This window comes from Acidisoma sp. S159, assembly GCF_009766125.1.
Lineage (GTDB): Bacteria > Pseudomonadota > Alphaproteobacteria > Acetobacterales > Acetobacteraceae > Acidisoma.
In genome coordinates this window covers 1-14,590 of record NZ_LMUG01000065.1, presented here as the reverse complement: position 1 = coordinate 14,590, position 14,590 = coordinate 1, and the positions used below count along the sequence as shown (strand labels likewise).

At 61.5% G+C, this 14,590-nt stretch carries 14 protein-coding genes; 4 read left to right on the top strand and 10 right to left on the bottom strand.

All coding sequences use genetic code 11. The annotated features are described in order from the left end of the window. Positions 1–17 precede the first annotated feature (17 nt). Positions 18–968 (top strand): LysR substrate-binding domain-containing protein, encoded by a 951-nt coding sequence (locus GSQ92_RS22360; protein ID WP_159014031.1) that lies wholly within the window; start codon positions 18–20, stop codon positions 966–968. 1,716 nt (positions 969–2,684) lie between these two features. Here the strand turns inward: GSQ92_RS22360 and GSQ92_RS22355 are convergent. The 8 genes from GSQ92_RS22355 to GSQ92_RS22320 all read right to left on the bottom strand — a co-directional run bounded on the left by GSQ92_RS22355 (position 2,685) and on the right by GSQ92_RS22320 (position 7,371). Further along, a complete protein-coding gene (locus GSQ92_RS22355) occupies positions 2,685–3,929 on the bottom strand; it encodes a Fic family protein (RefSeq protein ID WP_159014030.1) in 1,245 nt (414 codons plus the stop codon). A gap of 218 nt (positions 3,930–4,147) precedes the next feature. After that, a complete protein-coding gene (locus GSQ92_RS22350) occupies positions 4,148–4,429 on the bottom strand; it encodes a WGR domain-containing protein (protein ID WP_159014029.1) in 282 nt (93 codons plus the stop codon). Between the two features lie 2 nt (positions 4,430–4,431). Further along, complete coding sequence (locus tag GSQ92_RS22345) at positions 4,432–4,623, bottom strand: hypothetical protein (protein ID WP_159014028.1); 192 nt, start codon at positions 4,621–4,623, stop codon at positions 4,432–4,434. A 111-nt stretch (positions 4,624–4,734) separates the two neighbouring features. Then, positions 4,735–4,908: a hypothetical protein gene (locus tag GSQ92_RS22340; RefSeq protein ID WP_159014027.1), complete on the bottom strand. Its 174-nt coding sequence runs from the start codon at positions 4,906–4,908 to the stop codon at positions 4,735–4,737. Positions 4,909–5,214: 306 nt separating this feature from the next. Next, positions 5,215–5,451, bottom strand: coding sequence for a hypothetical protein (locus tag GSQ92_RS22335; protein ID WP_158805861.1), 237 nt, complete (start codon positions 5,449–5,451; stop codon positions 5,215–5,217). 199 nt (positions 5,452–5,650) lie between these two features. After that, on the bottom strand, positions 5,651–6,085 hold the full coding sequence (locus tag GSQ92_RS22330; protein WP_159014026.1) for a PIN domain-containing protein: 435 nt from the start codon (positions 6,083–6,085) through the stop codon (positions 5,651–5,653). Then, entirely contained in the window at positions 6,085–6,336 is a 252-nt protein-coding gene (locus GSQ92_RS22325) for a FitA-like ribbon-helix-helix domain-containing protein (RefSeq protein WP_159014025.1), read from the bottom strand. The genes GSQ92_RS22330 and GSQ92_RS22325 overlap by 1 nt, the downstream gene beginning before the upstream one ends. A 222-nt stretch (positions 6,337–6,558) precedes the next feature. Continuing rightward, entirely contained in the window at positions 6,559–7,371 is an 813-nt protein-coding gene (locus tag GSQ92_RS22320) for a calcium-binding protein (RefSeq protein ID WP_159014024.1), read from the bottom strand. Between the two features lie 496 nt (positions 7,372–7,867). Here GSQ92_RS22320 and GSQ92_RS22315 point away from each other — a divergent pair, with 496 nt between their 5' ends. The 3 genes from GSQ92_RS22315 to GSQ92_RS22305 all read left to right on the top strand — a co-directional run bounded on the left by GSQ92_RS22315 (position 7,868) and on the right by GSQ92_RS22305 (position 12,031). Next, on the top strand, positions 7,868–9,151 hold the full coding sequence (locus GSQ92_RS22315) for an amidohydrolase family protein (RefSeq protein WP_159014023.1): 1,284 nt from the start codon (positions 7,868–7,870) through the stop codon (positions 9,149–9,151). 91 nt (positions 9,152–9,242) lie between these two features. Then, positions 9,243–10,457, top strand: a complete 1,215-nt coding sequence (locus tag GSQ92_RS22310; RefSeq protein WP_159014022.1) for a fumarylacetoacetate hydrolase family protein — start codon at positions 9,243–9,245, stop codon at positions 10,455–10,457. After that, on the top strand, positions 10,454–12,031 hold the full coding sequence (locus GSQ92_RS22305) for an aldehyde dehydrogenase (NADP(+)) (RefSeq protein ID WP_159014021.1): 1,578 nt from the start codon (positions 10,454–10,456) through the stop codon (positions 12,029–12,031). Before GSQ92_RS22310 ends, GSQ92_RS22305 begins: the two co-directional genes overlap by 4 nt. A 520-nt stretch (positions 12,032–12,551) precedes the next feature. Here GSQ92_RS22305 and GSQ92_RS31830 read toward each other — a convergent pair. Both GSQ92_RS31830 and GSQ92_RS22300 read right to left on the bottom strand, forming a co-directional pair. Then, on the bottom strand, positions 12,552–12,737 hold the full coding sequence (locus tag GSQ92_RS31830; protein ID WP_371418579.1) for a FitA-like ribbon-helix-helix domain-containing protein: 186 nt from the start codon (positions 12,735–12,737) through the stop codon (positions 12,552–12,554). A 9-nt stretch (positions 12,738–12,746) separates the two neighbouring features. Then, the gene (locus tag GSQ92_RS22300) at positions 12,747–14,081 is read right to left on the bottom strand and encodes an HlyD family type I secretion periplasmic adaptor subunit (protein WP_159014020.1); all 1,335 of its coding nucleotides are present in this window, start codon (positions 14,079–14,081) and stop codon (positions 12,747–12,749) included. Between the last annotated feature and the right edge of the window lie 509 nt (positions 14,082–14,590).

Here is a 14,590-nt window from a genome sequence, read left to right as displayed (position 1 = left end):
GAGGGCGGAGAATAACGATGAGTTTTTACACTGACGGTGAGCTAGACGCACCGATCCTTTCGCCGCGCCTGTTGCCGCTCGGCGCGCTTCGCTGTTTTGAAGCCGCGGCACGGTTCGAGAGCTTCACCCGCGCCGCCGAGGAACTTCACCTCACCCATGGCGCCATCAGCCGAGCCGTGCGCGGCTTGGAAGAGAATTTGGGAATTCCGCTGTTCGAGCGGCGCAGCCGCCGCGTCTTCCTGACGCCGGCGGGCGGGCGCCTCCGCGATGCGACGGCCGCGGCCTTCGCGGCGATCGCTGCAGTAACTCTGGACTTGCGTCGTCAGGCCACAGCGCCGCCACTGGTCCTCTCCTGTGAGCCCACGCTGCTGATGCGCTGGGTGATCCCAAGGCTGCCTAGCTTTCATGCGGCGCATCCCGACATCGCACTGCACATCGCCGCGGGTGGCGGCCCGGTGCCGTTCGCGCGAGACGGCATCGATGTCGCGATCCGCCGCGACGATTTTGACTTCCCGGCTGGGGTTGCAGCGGCGCTGGTGATGACGGAGCAAATTGGCCCGGTTTGCAACCCGGCCATCGCCCAATTGCTGCGGGACGGCAGCGACCCAGGGACGGCGGCGTTCCTAGCCCGCCACCCTTTGCTGCATACCAAGACACGGCCGGAGGCTTGGCGGAGTTGGGCCAGGCTGTCAGGCCAGCGACTCACGCCGAAACATGAGCAAACGTTCGAGCATTTCTATTTCAGCTTGCAGGCAGCCGCCGCCGGCCTCGGCATCGCTATCGGACCCAGGGCGTTAGTGCAGCAGGATATCGCAGCGGGCATCCTGGTCGCACCTTTCGGCTTCCTGGAGGATGGTTCCGCCTACCACTTGCTCAGCCCGCACTCGCCCGGCAGCGACAGAAGAGTTGCTGTGCTGCTCGAATGGCTCCGCGACCAAAGCCGGGAGAGGCGTTTGAAACTGCGCTAAGGAGAACGGGCGACCATCATGAGGCTGTGACGCTTCTGATCTGCTTCTAGGTCCTTTGTTTTGGCCGGATGATATGCCGGTCCAGATAGGCAAACTGTTCGTCGATCGCAGCCCACTGCGCCCTCACCCGCTCGGACAGATGTGCGTCACCTTGCTGAACGGGAACTGGCGTAGCCGGCGGCAGGCTGGTGCGGGGGCTAACCGGCTTAACAGCTTGTGTTTCGGGGGGCTGCCAATCCCCTCGCGGACGCGAACGGTGCGCTGGAGTGGGCCGGTTCGGTCCGTGTGTTGGTCGCGCTTCGATCTCTCGCGAAACGCGACGGAACAGCTTTCTCGCGGTGTCCCCTGTCAGGGGCTCCCCTTTGCCATTTGTCTGCCCTCGGCTGACCAGTAGCTGCGCAAAGGATTCCCAACTCGGGCCACCAGGGCGTCCCACTTTTCGCGCGACCAATTCGGCGTAGCTGTCGCGAATGTAGCGATAGACGCGCGAAGTCGCTCCGTGCTCGTCTCGATCGAGCTGCCGAAGGTCTCGCTTGGTCAGCCGTCGGCTCATGTCGCCCCGCTGGGTTGCCTGGCGACAGCCTCTTTATGTTTGGTGCGAACGAGCAGTGCTAAAATTGAGCTGATGCCAAAACTTCCGCCAAGAATCCGGAAAGGAACCGGACAAGATCCGGACAACTTCCGGAAAGGAGCCGGAAAGCAAAATGGGCTTTCCATACACCATTGCACCCGTCGTGCACGGCGACTCGCCTCTGAGAGGATCGCGAAAATCATCTGACTTCGTTTGTGCCGATTCCGGATGCTCTCGCCACCTCAAGGATCATGGCGACGAAGACTACTGAACGCGGTTGGGGCGCTAAAAGCCGGCGCCAGGATCATTCTTGGTGGCCCGGGTTTCGGACGTCGCACCGTTGGGTCGATCCGTCTTCTGAATTTCGCAACCATCTCAACTCGCATGCAAGCTGCACGACGGGTGCAATGGTGTATGGAACCTCTGTTTTTGCCAGGCGGAGGCCAGGCAAACCTCAGGCAAAGCCCGAGCAGAGGTCACGCAAAGCTCAGGTAAAGGTCAGGAAGAGTCCGAGCAAAACTCTTCTCGGATCGAGTGTTCGTTCGCACCAACATGCGTCACCGTCGGTGCATGAAGACGAACCAGCGCCAGCTCGAAGCCATGAGAAGAAAAATCCGGCAGGGTCCGGACCGATCATCGCTCTTTGTGTGGATGGTCGATCACCATGCCGACTTGATGACGAAGGGCCGTTCGAGGCGGATGCCTTGGATACAGTTGTGCGTGGACTTCGCGGAGCTAGGTCTCAAGGATGGACAGGGAAAGCCGCCAACTCCGAAGAGGGCGGGAGAGACGTGGCGTGAGGCTTGTGCCGAGGTAGAGGCGGAAGTTGAGCAAGCCAACAAGGCGGGGCGCTCGACACCGCCGGCCCAGCGTTCACGCCGGTCGGACTGGCAGCCAGATTCCCGGCCGAGTAGTTCCCAACCTCCATCGGAGCCCGCGCCCGTGCGTCAACAGAAACCCAACCGCGAGCCGCCACAGCAGCCAGCGCAAGCGGCTTCGCCGCCGCTACCCAGTAGCCCGGGGAAAGGCAAGTTGGACGATCTTCCGCCCGAGGTGAAGGCGAAGTTCGACAGGCTTCGGGAAGGCTTTGCCGAGACGGACCGCAGACGGTTCGGCTGGCCCTGAGGTTAGCCTCGAGGTTTAACCTACTGTCGCTGCGGCAGCCGTAGAGCCTCCTCGATCTCAAGCAGCTGAGCAATTGCACTCTCAACACTCGACGGTGCCCAGAGATGTGGGAATAGTCGCTCCGTCTCGCCAAGTGGAAAGGCAATGCGCAGCGGCGCATCCTTTGCGCCCGTCAGCAGGCCGCGCGCCATGAGGGGCTGCAGCAGGCGCCGCGCTTGCCGGTCACTGGTGCCGACAAGGAAAGGAACCTCCGCGCGGGGAACTTCCCCAAACAGAATGGCGCGCTCCAAAAGCGGTGCGAGGCGAGCATCCAGACGGTTCCCAGCCGCCTCAGCCGCGACGAACTCACGCACACGGTCGGAAAGCGCCTCCGGGGACAGCAGCGTTCGCATGAAGCGAACCTGATCCAAACAAGCCGCCATGAAGAACCGACAGAAGTCCGCGAGACGTCCATCCGACAAAACGCCACGACCATCCAGCGCGCCTTGCGGCGGCGCATCCGCTCGCCCCAGGTAGGATTTATAGGCTTCCACATGCCGGGCCAGGCCGCGGGAAACCGACCACAATGCCGAGCCCACCTCCGTCCGGCGCAAGAGGGCATGCGAAAGCAAGCGCGCCGTCCGTCCGTTACCGTCAGCAAAAGGGTGGATCCAAAGCAGGCGGTGATGCAGGGCGGCGATGATCACGGGCCTCTCCGCGCGGCCGAAGCGTTCCGGGACGCCTTCGTCCAACCTTGCAAGCCAGCCGGTCAAATCCTCCGGCGAAGGTGCAACATGACGGCCTACTCGGACATGATCGATCCGCAATTTGCCGGGCCAAACCTTGATCCGGCGGCCGGTCTCACGCTCTTCTACGAAGCGCAGAGATTCCGGCAAGCGCTCGTAAAATTGACGGTGGATCTCTACCGCCAAGACCGATGGGGTGGCTAATTCATCCAAGGCGCCGCCATCAATCGCGGCCTGTACGGCGATGTGAGCGACCGCCTCGATCTGGAGGTCGCGACGGCGCGGTTCCGTGGCGAGATCGGCGCGCATGGCGCGTTCGATATCCACCGGAAGGGTGTCGTGGCCCTCGATAAGGTTGGAGTAGTAGCAATTCATGCCCCGCACGAGATCGCCCACGGCTATTGCCGTCCTGGAGGAGAGACGACCGGCCAGCGCGCCTGCCTCGGCGGCCAAAAGGAAGGCAAGATCGTGCAGAGCGGGCCAGCTGGGCTGTTCGCTTCCGGGCAGCAAGGTGAGAGAAGCGGGACCTGCGTGAGTCATGAGAATGGCCGGCTTGCTTGTCTCTTTATCTTACTGACTAATCAAAAAAATTTCCAGGATTGGCCGGCTTTATGGCCGGCTTCAGGAAGATGCCGGAGCGACCGGAAGCATGAACCGGAAAAGCGCACCGCCCGCCGGATCCATTCGCGGCGATCATGCTGCCGCCATGCGCAGTGATGATCGAATCACCCGACTAAGCCGCCAAACAAGCCAGGGCCCTAGCCTGCCTTGCGGTCCTCGTAGCCTCGGCCCCGCTTAGCGCGGAGGATGCGGGCCAGGGCGTTGAGGGCGGCGCCCGGATCGGGATGCGGATCGAGGCGGCGATGCCCTTCGGTGCCGATACGGCCCCATTGCCGCATGAGCAGGGCGCGGCCGAAAAGATCGGGCCAGACCTCCATACGGTAATAGCGCCACTCGTCCAGCGCTGGTCGGATACGCACCAAGGAGGCGCTCTCGGTGAAGAGCGGCAGTTGGCGGGGCTCGGCCCGGGGGCGCCGCATGCTCAGTCGCCGATCAACAGGAGGCTGAGCACGCAGGTAATACCAACCATCTTGAAGGTCTTTTCCAGCGCGCGACGCTCGACCGCTTCCCGCATTTTTCGTCGAAGCGTGTCATCGCTTCGAAGCTCAAAACTTCCGTCCCCGATTCCGAGCCCAAAGTTCTTGCGCCCGGTTCCCAATTCAAACTCGGCCACGTCTATCTCTCGAATCCCAGGTCCTTGTCGTGACCTCGCTCACGCGTTGGGGTCTGCTCGCGGTCCTTTTGTGCCTGCAGTTTCTCCTGCCGCACTTCATAGATCGCTGTATCATCGACCTTCTGCTTCGCTTGCGGCAGCAAGTAATGCCGCCGCAAGCAGTCGGGCCTGTCCCACGGTCATGGCCAGATCGTCAAAGCTAACGGGGGTCGCTAGCACGATCTCCTGTCCGATCGTCTCGATTTCGATCTCACCGGCCTCTACTTCTACGATGCGCTCCGTCATCGCCGTAACTCCGATGCTCGACGACTTGTCGCAGCGGAATGCGGCCAGTGGATGGCGCAATCGGTCTTCATTCGAGGCCACTGGACTACGTCGATGCATCACAAGATGCTCTTAACCCCACGACTTTGAGTCGGCTGCTTTCCGGGTGCGTTGCCGTATCGTCATCACGTCCCGGATGTGCCCCGCACCTTCGCCTATGTTCGTGTCTCAAGGGATGTGCGCCGGCAGACCGATTCCGTCTCAGCCAACGTGCCTGGAAAAGACCATATTGTGTGTCGGGTCGTTCATCATTGCGCGTCGCTACACCTAGGAAGCGGCTCGCCGGGCCTTGGTGGATCGCTCGAAACGAGCCTTCCAGAAGGCCATGTCGGCTTCCCGGCTGAACATCACGCGCACGCCCTTGCCGCCCTGGCTCACCCGGACCTTGCCGCCATTTCGGGTTCTATGATCGGCCAGCCATTCCAGAAATTCAGGCTCCTCGCTGGTGCGGCCCTCGAATTCGAGAACCCCGGCGATTTCTTCATGTTTTTGGCGTCTGACCATCGCTCGGCATCCTCAACACTGTCGCATCTCGATCCTTCGGGCTTAGAGTGCTGGTTGAACCCTCTGGCGCCGTAAGCTGGATCCGGGGCCGTCCCCGATTGGCGCCTGAGTTACAGCGCGCCCGGACGCTCGTATAGCCGGTACCACGCGCCCGCGCCCTTAACCCGAGCCGGCGACGCATCCCGCCCATGCCGCAGCGCTATTCCGGCGCTCTTGAGGCCTGCCACGGATTGATGAGCGGAACACCGCAATCCTCAAAGCCGCTGGTGTCGCGCGTGACTACGGCGGCACCCTTGGCGCGCGCCACCGCCGCAATCATCAGGTCGAGCGGCGCTGCCGGACGGCCGGCGCGCCTGCGGGCAGCAAAGATGTCGGCATAGGCAGCGGCGGCGGCCGCGTCGAACGGGAGCACGCGCCCGTCGAAATCCTCCGTGAATATGGCTCGGGCCGCTGCTTCCAGTGCCAAACGGCGGCGGCCTACCGGCATGACGGCGAGCGCAGACAGGACTTCCGCCTGGCAGACCGTCGCAGTGAACAGCAAATCCTCCGGCTGACCGGCGATCCACGCGGCTACTTCCGGCACCGGCCGGGAGCCCATGATCGCGGACAGGATGTTGGTGTCGAGAACGAACATTAGTCGAACCGGGGCGGTTCACGATCCGCCAGGCGCGGCGGCAGCTCCAGATCATCAGCACCGCCGAGGAGCTCAAAGCGGGCGTGGATGCGTTCATAAAGATTACGCCCTGACGGCCGTTCTGGCTCCTTGAGAGTGATCTGAAGAATGTGCCGTACTTCGGCTTCCATGGAATGTCCGTGCTCGGCGGCGCGGACGCGCAGCCGCTCTTTCACCCCCGGGTCCAGGTTGCGGATCGTGATGCTGCTCATGGGGTAGGCGCTATCAGCATGACATCATCATAATCTATGATTGCGTTGCAATCAATGATTTCAATGCAATCATGCCTTTGGAGTTGGTACGATTGCCGGCAAAGACTTGAACAGATCCTTCAAGCGCGATGAAGGGTCGAGCCTGCACGAAGGCTGGAAGAGCTTGTCGTCCGCTTATGCCACAAGCCACGCAGGCTCGACCAAGGTCGAGCCTGCTAACGACTAGAACTGCTTGTGGTCGACGCCCGTCAGGGTGATTTCGGTGCCGTCGGTCAGTTTTATATGATCCGAACCGCCAATGATCGTTTCCGACGTCACTGGCGTGCCGGTCGCATAGCCGGTGAAGGTTAGCTTGTCGCCGCAGCTGAAGTCGTTGATGGTTTCTGTGCCGCCCGCATGGCCCGACAGGAAGTTGAAGATATCCTTCCCCCCGCCGCCGGTGATCGTGGAGGCGCCGCTGCCGCCCACGACAGTATCCGCGCCGCCACCCAAGGTGACCGCACCTGTACTGCTGCCGGTGAAGACCTCTTCCGGTTTAGAACTGGCCGTCCCGTCGAAGGAGAAAGCCCCGCTACCGCCGATCATCGTGGTCGGGCCGGTGCCCGCGAAGGCATCCGTCTTGCCGGAGCCGCCAATCAGGGTAGTGGGACCGGCGCCGCCTATGAGGGTGGCATTGCCGCTGCCGCCGGAAAATGTCGTGGTCCCCGGCCCGGAGCCGCCAAACAGCGTGGAGCTACCCGCGCCGGCCTGGACTATGGCATTACCGGTGCCGCCGACAAAGAAGAGCGGATCGGCATCGCCGAAGACCGTGGCGTTGCCGCTGCCGGCAAAGATGGTGTCGTCACCATGGGCAAAGATCGTGCTAGTGCCGCTGCCGCCGGTTAGTAATACCGTCGTCGAACCTTGAAGGATATAGGTAGTATTTCCGGCGCCACCAAGTAACGTGTCTTTTCCAAAAAGGTCAATTACAGTACTAATACCTTTTGGGATGAAATTAAAACTAGCCGTTCCGCCTATGATTGTTGTCTCTGCCATGCTCAACTTTTCCTACCGTGGTGAAATGGACCATATCGGATAAATTTGCTTGTAGTGACTTCGAGATATCAAATAACGCACCAATTTGTGCAGCGCAACAGAAATCTAACCCTGAATTAATTATTTAACAACCAAGTACTAACTACGGCCGCGGCCGTGTTGTCTGAATCTTTGACAAAAAATTGTCACATTGGAGACTGTTTCAGAGTTCGGATACTCATGTTGTATTGTCTAGCGATAAAACTCTTCACAAAAATCCATAAAAAAGGATTTTCTAACGATTGATGCATTTTCGCGGGTAGTTGGGACGTGATTCTCGGGATCACGATCCAGTGACAATCCTGCTTTCTGCCAGCTTCGCGGCTACGCGCCTCGCATTGCGCTCATGCTAGAGACTGATCGCGGGCCATCGCAGGCTTTGGAAGGCTGCGCGGCAATAGATAGGCTTTCTCAAGGGACCCGCGTGAAGCGGGCAGGCGGGGAGGAGAAGAGGCGCATGAACGCGGTTCTGTTCAGGAACGTGACCATCTGGGACGGGATCGGCGACGCATCTTATCCGGGCGAGGTCGTCGTCGAGGGCAATCGGATCCGCGCTGTCGCACAAGGCCGCAACCAGATTGCCTCAGAACGCGCCGCCGAGATCATCGACGGCCAAGGTATGATGCTGATACCCGGCCTAGTTGAGGGCCATTGCCATTTGTCCTTCGTCGGCGTGAACCAGAACAAGGATCTCGGCGAAATCCCCGTCGAGGAGCATCTGTTGCGGACCTGCCGTAATGCCACCCTCATCCTCAACCACGGCTTCACAAGCTGCTATTCGGCTGCCTCCGCCAAGCTGCGGCTGGACGTCGTGGTTAAGGACGAGATCGAGAACGGCCACCTCGCCGGGCCACGCTACCGCACCGCCGGACCAGAAATCACGGTGACTGCCGGTCTTGGCGACGAACGGCGACAGAATATCCCGGCCGAGAGCTTCGGCATGATAGCCGACGGGCCGGACGAGATCCGCCGCGCCGTGCGGCTTTGCATTCGCGAAGGCGTGGACAATGTGAAGATCAATATCTCCGGCGACGAATTCGTGAGCCACGTGCGCGGCGAGGTGACCTCGATGACTGAGGTCGAAGTCGCGGCCGCTGTTGAGGTGGCGCATGAATGGGGCAAGCGAGTGTCCTGCCATGCCCGCGCCGCCGCCGCGGTGAAGCGCGCCGTGCGCAATCAGGTCGATTGCATCTATCATTGCGATTTCGCCGATGAGGAGGCGCTCGACATGCTGGAGGCGGCGAAGGATCGCCTCTTCGTCGGGCCCGCCTTCGGGCTGGTGCATAATGCTGTCTTCGAGCATGACCGCGTCGGCATGCCGCGTGCCGCGGTGGAGCGGATGGAACTGCCGCGCAAGCTCGAGGCGACCTGCAGGGCTTATCAAGAGATCCGTCGCCGGGGTATTCGCGTGGTGATCGGCGGCGATTACGGTTTCAACATCACACCGATGGGCGAGAATGCACGGGATATCGGGCATTTCGTGAAGTTCTTTGGCTATTCCCCGGCCGAGGCGCTGCGCTGCGCCACCAGCGTCGGCGGCGATCTCATGGGCCATGCCGGCGAGCTCGGCATCATCCGTGAGGGAGCATTGGCCGACCTTCTACTCGTCGACCGCAACCCGCTGGAGGACCTCTCCGTGCTCGTCGGACCAGATCATTTCGTGATGATCATGAAGAACGGCAAGATGCATCGAGACCTCATCACGGCGCGGCCTAAGGGGCAGCAACTTGCGGCAGAGTGAGTCGGTGCAGCCTTTACCAACGACAGGCTTGGCCAACGACCAGTTCTGACGTCAGAACTGGCTGAGACGTTGGCAAAACGGAGATGCCGAAATGCTGTACGACGCCTATGTGGCGCCCGAGGATGGTTATGCAGGAAGCTGGGTCGGGCGCGTCTGGTTGCCCGGCTCCCAAGGTGGTCCCGCGGTCGTCGTCATCCGGCCAGAGGGCGTGCATGACGTGTCGCGCCATGTCGCGACGATCTCGGCACTGCTCGACCTCGAGGACCCGGCGGGTTTCCTCCACTCACTGCCTCTAAGAGAATCGCTCGGCACGGTCGAGGCGCTGCTCCGCAACAGCGATCCGGCGACACAAGATGCCAGCCGGCCCTTCTTCCTGACGCCGATCGACCTGCAAGCCGTGAAAGCCGCCGGCGTCACCTTCGCGGCCAGCCTGCTGGAGCGCGTGGTCGAGGAACAGTGCAAGGGCGATCCCGCCCAGGCGGCGGCCGTGCGGGCGGCGCTGGCCGCCGAGATCGGCACGGATCTCTCCGCCGTGACGCCCGGCTCGGAAGAGGCGAAGGCACTGCGGACCGCACTCATGGCACGCGGCTTGTGGTCGCAATATCTCGAAGTCGGGCTCGGCGAGGATGCGGAGATCTTCACCAAGGCACAGCCGCTCTCCGCGGTCGGCTATGGCGCGACCGTCGGCATCCATCCGAAATCCCATTGGAACAACCCAGAACCAGAGATCGTGCTGGCCGTGTCGAGTGCCGGCCGCATCGTCGGCGCGGCCCTCGGCAATGATGTGAACCTGCGGGATTTTGAGGGGCGCAGCGCGCTGCTGCTGTCCAAGGCCAAGGACAATAACGCCTCGACCTCCATCGGCCCCTTCATCCGCCTCTTCGATGGGAGTTTCTCCCTCGACGATGTGCGGCGGGCCGATGTCACGCTGCGCGTCGAGGGCAGCGACGGCTTTGTCATGGAGGGGGTGAGCTCGCTCAGCCGAATTAGTCGAGACCCGGCCGATCTAGTGGGGCAGACGATCGGCGGCACGCACCAATATCCCGACGGCTTCGTGCTGTTTCTCGGCACCATGTTCGCGCCGACCCAGGATCGCGGGAATGGCGGCGGCTTCACGCATAAGCGCGACGATGTGGTCGTCATCGGCTCGCCGCGTCTCGGCACACTGGTCAACCGCGTCGGCTATAGCGACGAGGCACCGCGTTGGGAATTCGGCTTCCGCGCGCTCATGGCTAACCTCGCCTCACGCGGACTCGTGGAGGCCGCTGTGCGGCCCCGCAACGCCAGCGAAGGGATTCGTCCATGAGCATCATCGGCGATCTTCTCATCGGCGCCCGCCAGCTTCGTGGCGAGCAAGGCGAGATCCGGGCGATCGAGGCGGCGACTGGCAAGCCCCTGGAACCCACCTTCGGCGGCGCCAGCCGCGCCCAGATGGAGGAGGCCTGCCGCCTCGCCGCCCTCGCCTTCAATCCCTATCGGCACCAATCGCCGGAAGCGCGGGCGCGGTTCCTCGAGACCATCGCCGAAAACATTCTCGAACTCGGCGAGGCGCTGATCGAGCGCTGCATGGCCGAAACCGGCCTGCCGCGCGGCAGGCTCGAGGGTGAGCGCGGCCGCACGGTCGGCCAGCTGCGCCTCTTCGCTACGGTCGTGCGGGACGGCAATTACCTCGACCTGCGGGTCGATCCGGCCCTGCCCGAGCGCAAACCCCTGCCCCGCGTCGATCTGCGCCTACGCAATATACCGCTGGGTCCGGTTGTGGTCTTCGGGGCGAGCAATTTCCCGCTGGCCTTCTCGGTCGCCGGCGGCGACACCGCCTCCGCCTTGGCTGCCGGTTGCCCAGTCATCGTCAAGGCGCATTCCGCCCATCCGGGCACCTCGGCGCTAGTCGGCCAAGCCGTGCAACAGGCTGTAGCCGCCTGCGACATGCCGGAGGGCGTCTTCTCGCTGCTCTTCGCACAGGACCGCGAGATTGCTCAGGCCTTGGTCGCTGACCGGCGGATGAAGGCGGTCGGCTTCACCGGCTCGCGCGGCGGCGGCATCGCGCTGATGCGGACGGCGGCGGCACGGCCCGAACCGATCCCGGTCTATGCCGAGATGAGCAGCATCAATCCGGTGCTGCTCTTACCCGGCGCTTTGGCCGAGCGCGGTGCCGCCATCGGCCGCGCATTCGTCGGCGCCCTCACCCTTGGGGCAGGCCAATTCTGCACCAATCCCGGGCTTATCTTGGCGGAGGAAGGGCCAGGGCTCGACGGCTTCCTGCAAGCCGCGGCGGAGAGCCTCGCGGCCGCGGTGGCGGCCACCATGCTGACGCCCGGCATCCATCAAGCCTATTGCGCGGGGGTCACGAAACTCGCGCGGCATGCCGAGGTGACGACCATCGGTCTTGGATTGGAGGGCACGACCAACCAAGGCCAGGCTGGGCTATTCTCGACCACGGCCGAGGCCTTCCTCGCCCATCCCGAATTACAGGAGGAGGTTTTCGGCGCCGCTGGCCTCGTTGTGCGTGCCGGCAGCGCCGAGGAGCTGCAGGCCGTGGTCGAGGCACTGGAGGGCCAACTCACGGCCGCCGTTCATTTCGCCGAGAGCGACACCACGCGGCTGGCAGCGCTGCTGCCTTTGCTCGAAAGCAAGGCCGGCCGCATCCTGACCAATGGTTTCGGCACCGGCGTGGAGGTATCGCACGCCATGGTTCATGGCGGCCCTTATCCGGCGACTTCGGATGGTCGTTCGACCTCCGTCGGTACCCTAGCGATCCGCCGCTTCCTACGGCCGATCTGTTACCAGGACATCCCAAATACGGTGCTGCCCGAGGAATTGCGCGACGGCAACCCACTCGGATACTGGCGCCAAACCGAGGGTGTGCCGGGCAAAGAATAAGTGGAGGGTCCCACGGTCCGGCTCACAAGGAGGTCTTGGCTTCCGCATGTGCAAGCTGCCGATCAGGAGCACCAGCTCCACCTTGAGCCGCCGGGCAAAGGTAGCTCGTGGCGTAGGCGGTGAGGCCGGCCAGCAAGCTCCAAGACGGCGCCGTGATCGATGGCAACCTCCTCCTCGACGGTGAGAAGCTGCTTTTAAAGCCGCAGAGGCCGTCACGCGCCTGAAGAGGAGTAGACCTACCGTCTACTAAACGTAAACCTATTACCTACCGTATGAGTTGGAACGTTTTCTGGTCCGGGTGCCGGCGGCATTTGATCAGGCAGACAATCGTCAATTCGAAGCTGAGCAAAGCAGGAGCATCAAACGGGCACCCGCGAGACGTCCTGCCTCCGCTCGCCGAACAGCAGAGCGGCTAGCGCCCCAGCAATAACGATCTCAACAGCCGTCACGATCGGCGCGGATCAGCTCGGCTGCCTCGCGGGGCGTCCGCAGGCTAAGCCAGCGTGTCTTACCCAGGACATCAGCGGCTGGAGCGGCGATCCTCCTCAACGGCCGCTTCTATAATGGCGAGTAATTCGCCTTTCAGAGACCGGTGATACCGCTGCGGCCGCTCCCGCAGGCGGAGAACCACCTGATCAGGCGCGTCTTTGATAGAGAGATTGACGGGCACGGACCTGATTCGGCTCCAATCCGGATGACATACCATACGCCGCCATCATCGCGACGGCTTACCCGTCTGTAGGGCAGGCAGCATACGCGTTAGAAGGTATGAAATAATCCTACGCTGCCCAACCTTCACGTCGGCGTCGATCGGCATACCGGGTGTCAGGGCAAAACCGGGTGGCGCATTGTGGAGCTCGTTGTGGTCGAATTCCACCCGTGCCTCGTAGAATAGATCCTGCGATGGAGCGCCGACGATGTTTGTGATGGCACCATTCTGAACGTCCTGTTGATCAAATGAATCGGCACTAATCCACGAGATGTGGCCCTTAACCGAGCCGTAGATCATATAGGGTAGGCTTTGCAGTTTGATTTTTACAGGATTTCCGACCCCTACATAGCCGGACTCGGTCCCGTCGATGATGATCTCCGCCTGGAGCGGGGCATTACGTGGAACAAGCGAGATAAATTGCTGGCCGCTTTGGAGTACGGAACCCTGCGAAACATGCGCTAGGTTGAGCACAACCGAATCTTGATCGGCACGAAGTTCGACAAGTCCGTGGATTTTCGTATCTTTGGTTAGTGATTGTTGTGCTGTCGCCAGTGAATTTTGCGCCTGCTGCAGTTGCTGAGACAAGGTCGAGAACCATTGCTGTATGAAGGCGCCACGTTGGGCCACTGTAGAGGCGATATTGCCTATGGCCTGTTTCGCGGCGGATTGCGCATCCGCCAGGCTGCCTGCCATGTTCAGCCGATTATCGGCTGCGGCGAGCGTGTCTAGCTGGCTCCCCACCTGCATCTGTTGCAGTTGATCGCGCATATGTTCGACGTTCGACGAAATTGCTAAACGATTGCTGTATTGATTGATATCTGATTGAGCGTGTTGCAGCGTTGCTTCGAGACCAACGATCTGTTGGTCGAAATTTTTCACCCCGTAATGATATTGGGCTTGAAGCTGGTCATAGGCCTGAAGCTGGAGCTCTGATTGTGGATTGGATGCGCTTGGCAAATAAGGCTTGTTGCTGATCTGCGCCTGTAGCCGCTCAATCTGAGCAGAGTAGCTATCGACCTGCTCCTGATCTGCTTGACTGTCTGCAGAGGAAAAGGTCGGGTCTAATTGCGCGAGGAGCTGTCCTTTATGGACGATTTGACCGCGGCGAACGTAGATGTTGCGGACGATCGAGGTCTGCAGCGGCTGCATCGTCATGGTCGGGACGGTGGAGACCAGCTTTCCGTGGCCGACGACGACTTTATCGAGTTTGATTACGCAGGATCCAGCCAGGGCTAGAATAACGGCTGTGCCGATTATGAAAGACACATAATTGGCTGAACTAGGGGCCCGCGTCGCGATGAGAGCCCCAGTTGGCGATTGAAATTCCAAGACCGCCATATCGCTGTCTCTAGAATTAGAGCCTTTGACAGAAAATAGGCGTCGAAGAGTCAAAATGCATCTCCTAGAAACTCAAACTCAGCCGCGTCGTTGTGCCTTGTAGATGACTGTCTGCGCATCATCTCGGGAGGCGGCGCCAGATGCGTCACCCCCACGACATGAGCGGCAAAGCGCCGCGATCCGATGTTTAAGTACCTCACCGGAGCTACGTCAGGTTAAGCCTTCACCGTTGGCTTGCCAACCTGGCCAACTTCACGGCCCCGCTTCTGCAGTTTTCCCAGACCCTTGGAGACGCGCCCTCACTAGGAGAATATTCCACTGACGCCGCCGATTATGGTTCGGTGATCCAGCACGGGCTCTGGAGAGAGCCTTTGAACCTGCGGCGGGGACCTGGCCCTGGTGAGAGCCAATATTTGCCTCGCCCGGCGCAAGCTAAGAGACCGTTTGAAAATGCTTGTGGCGGCTCGGGGAGGGATGATTCAAGCTCGGGATGTGGACCCGAGAGAACC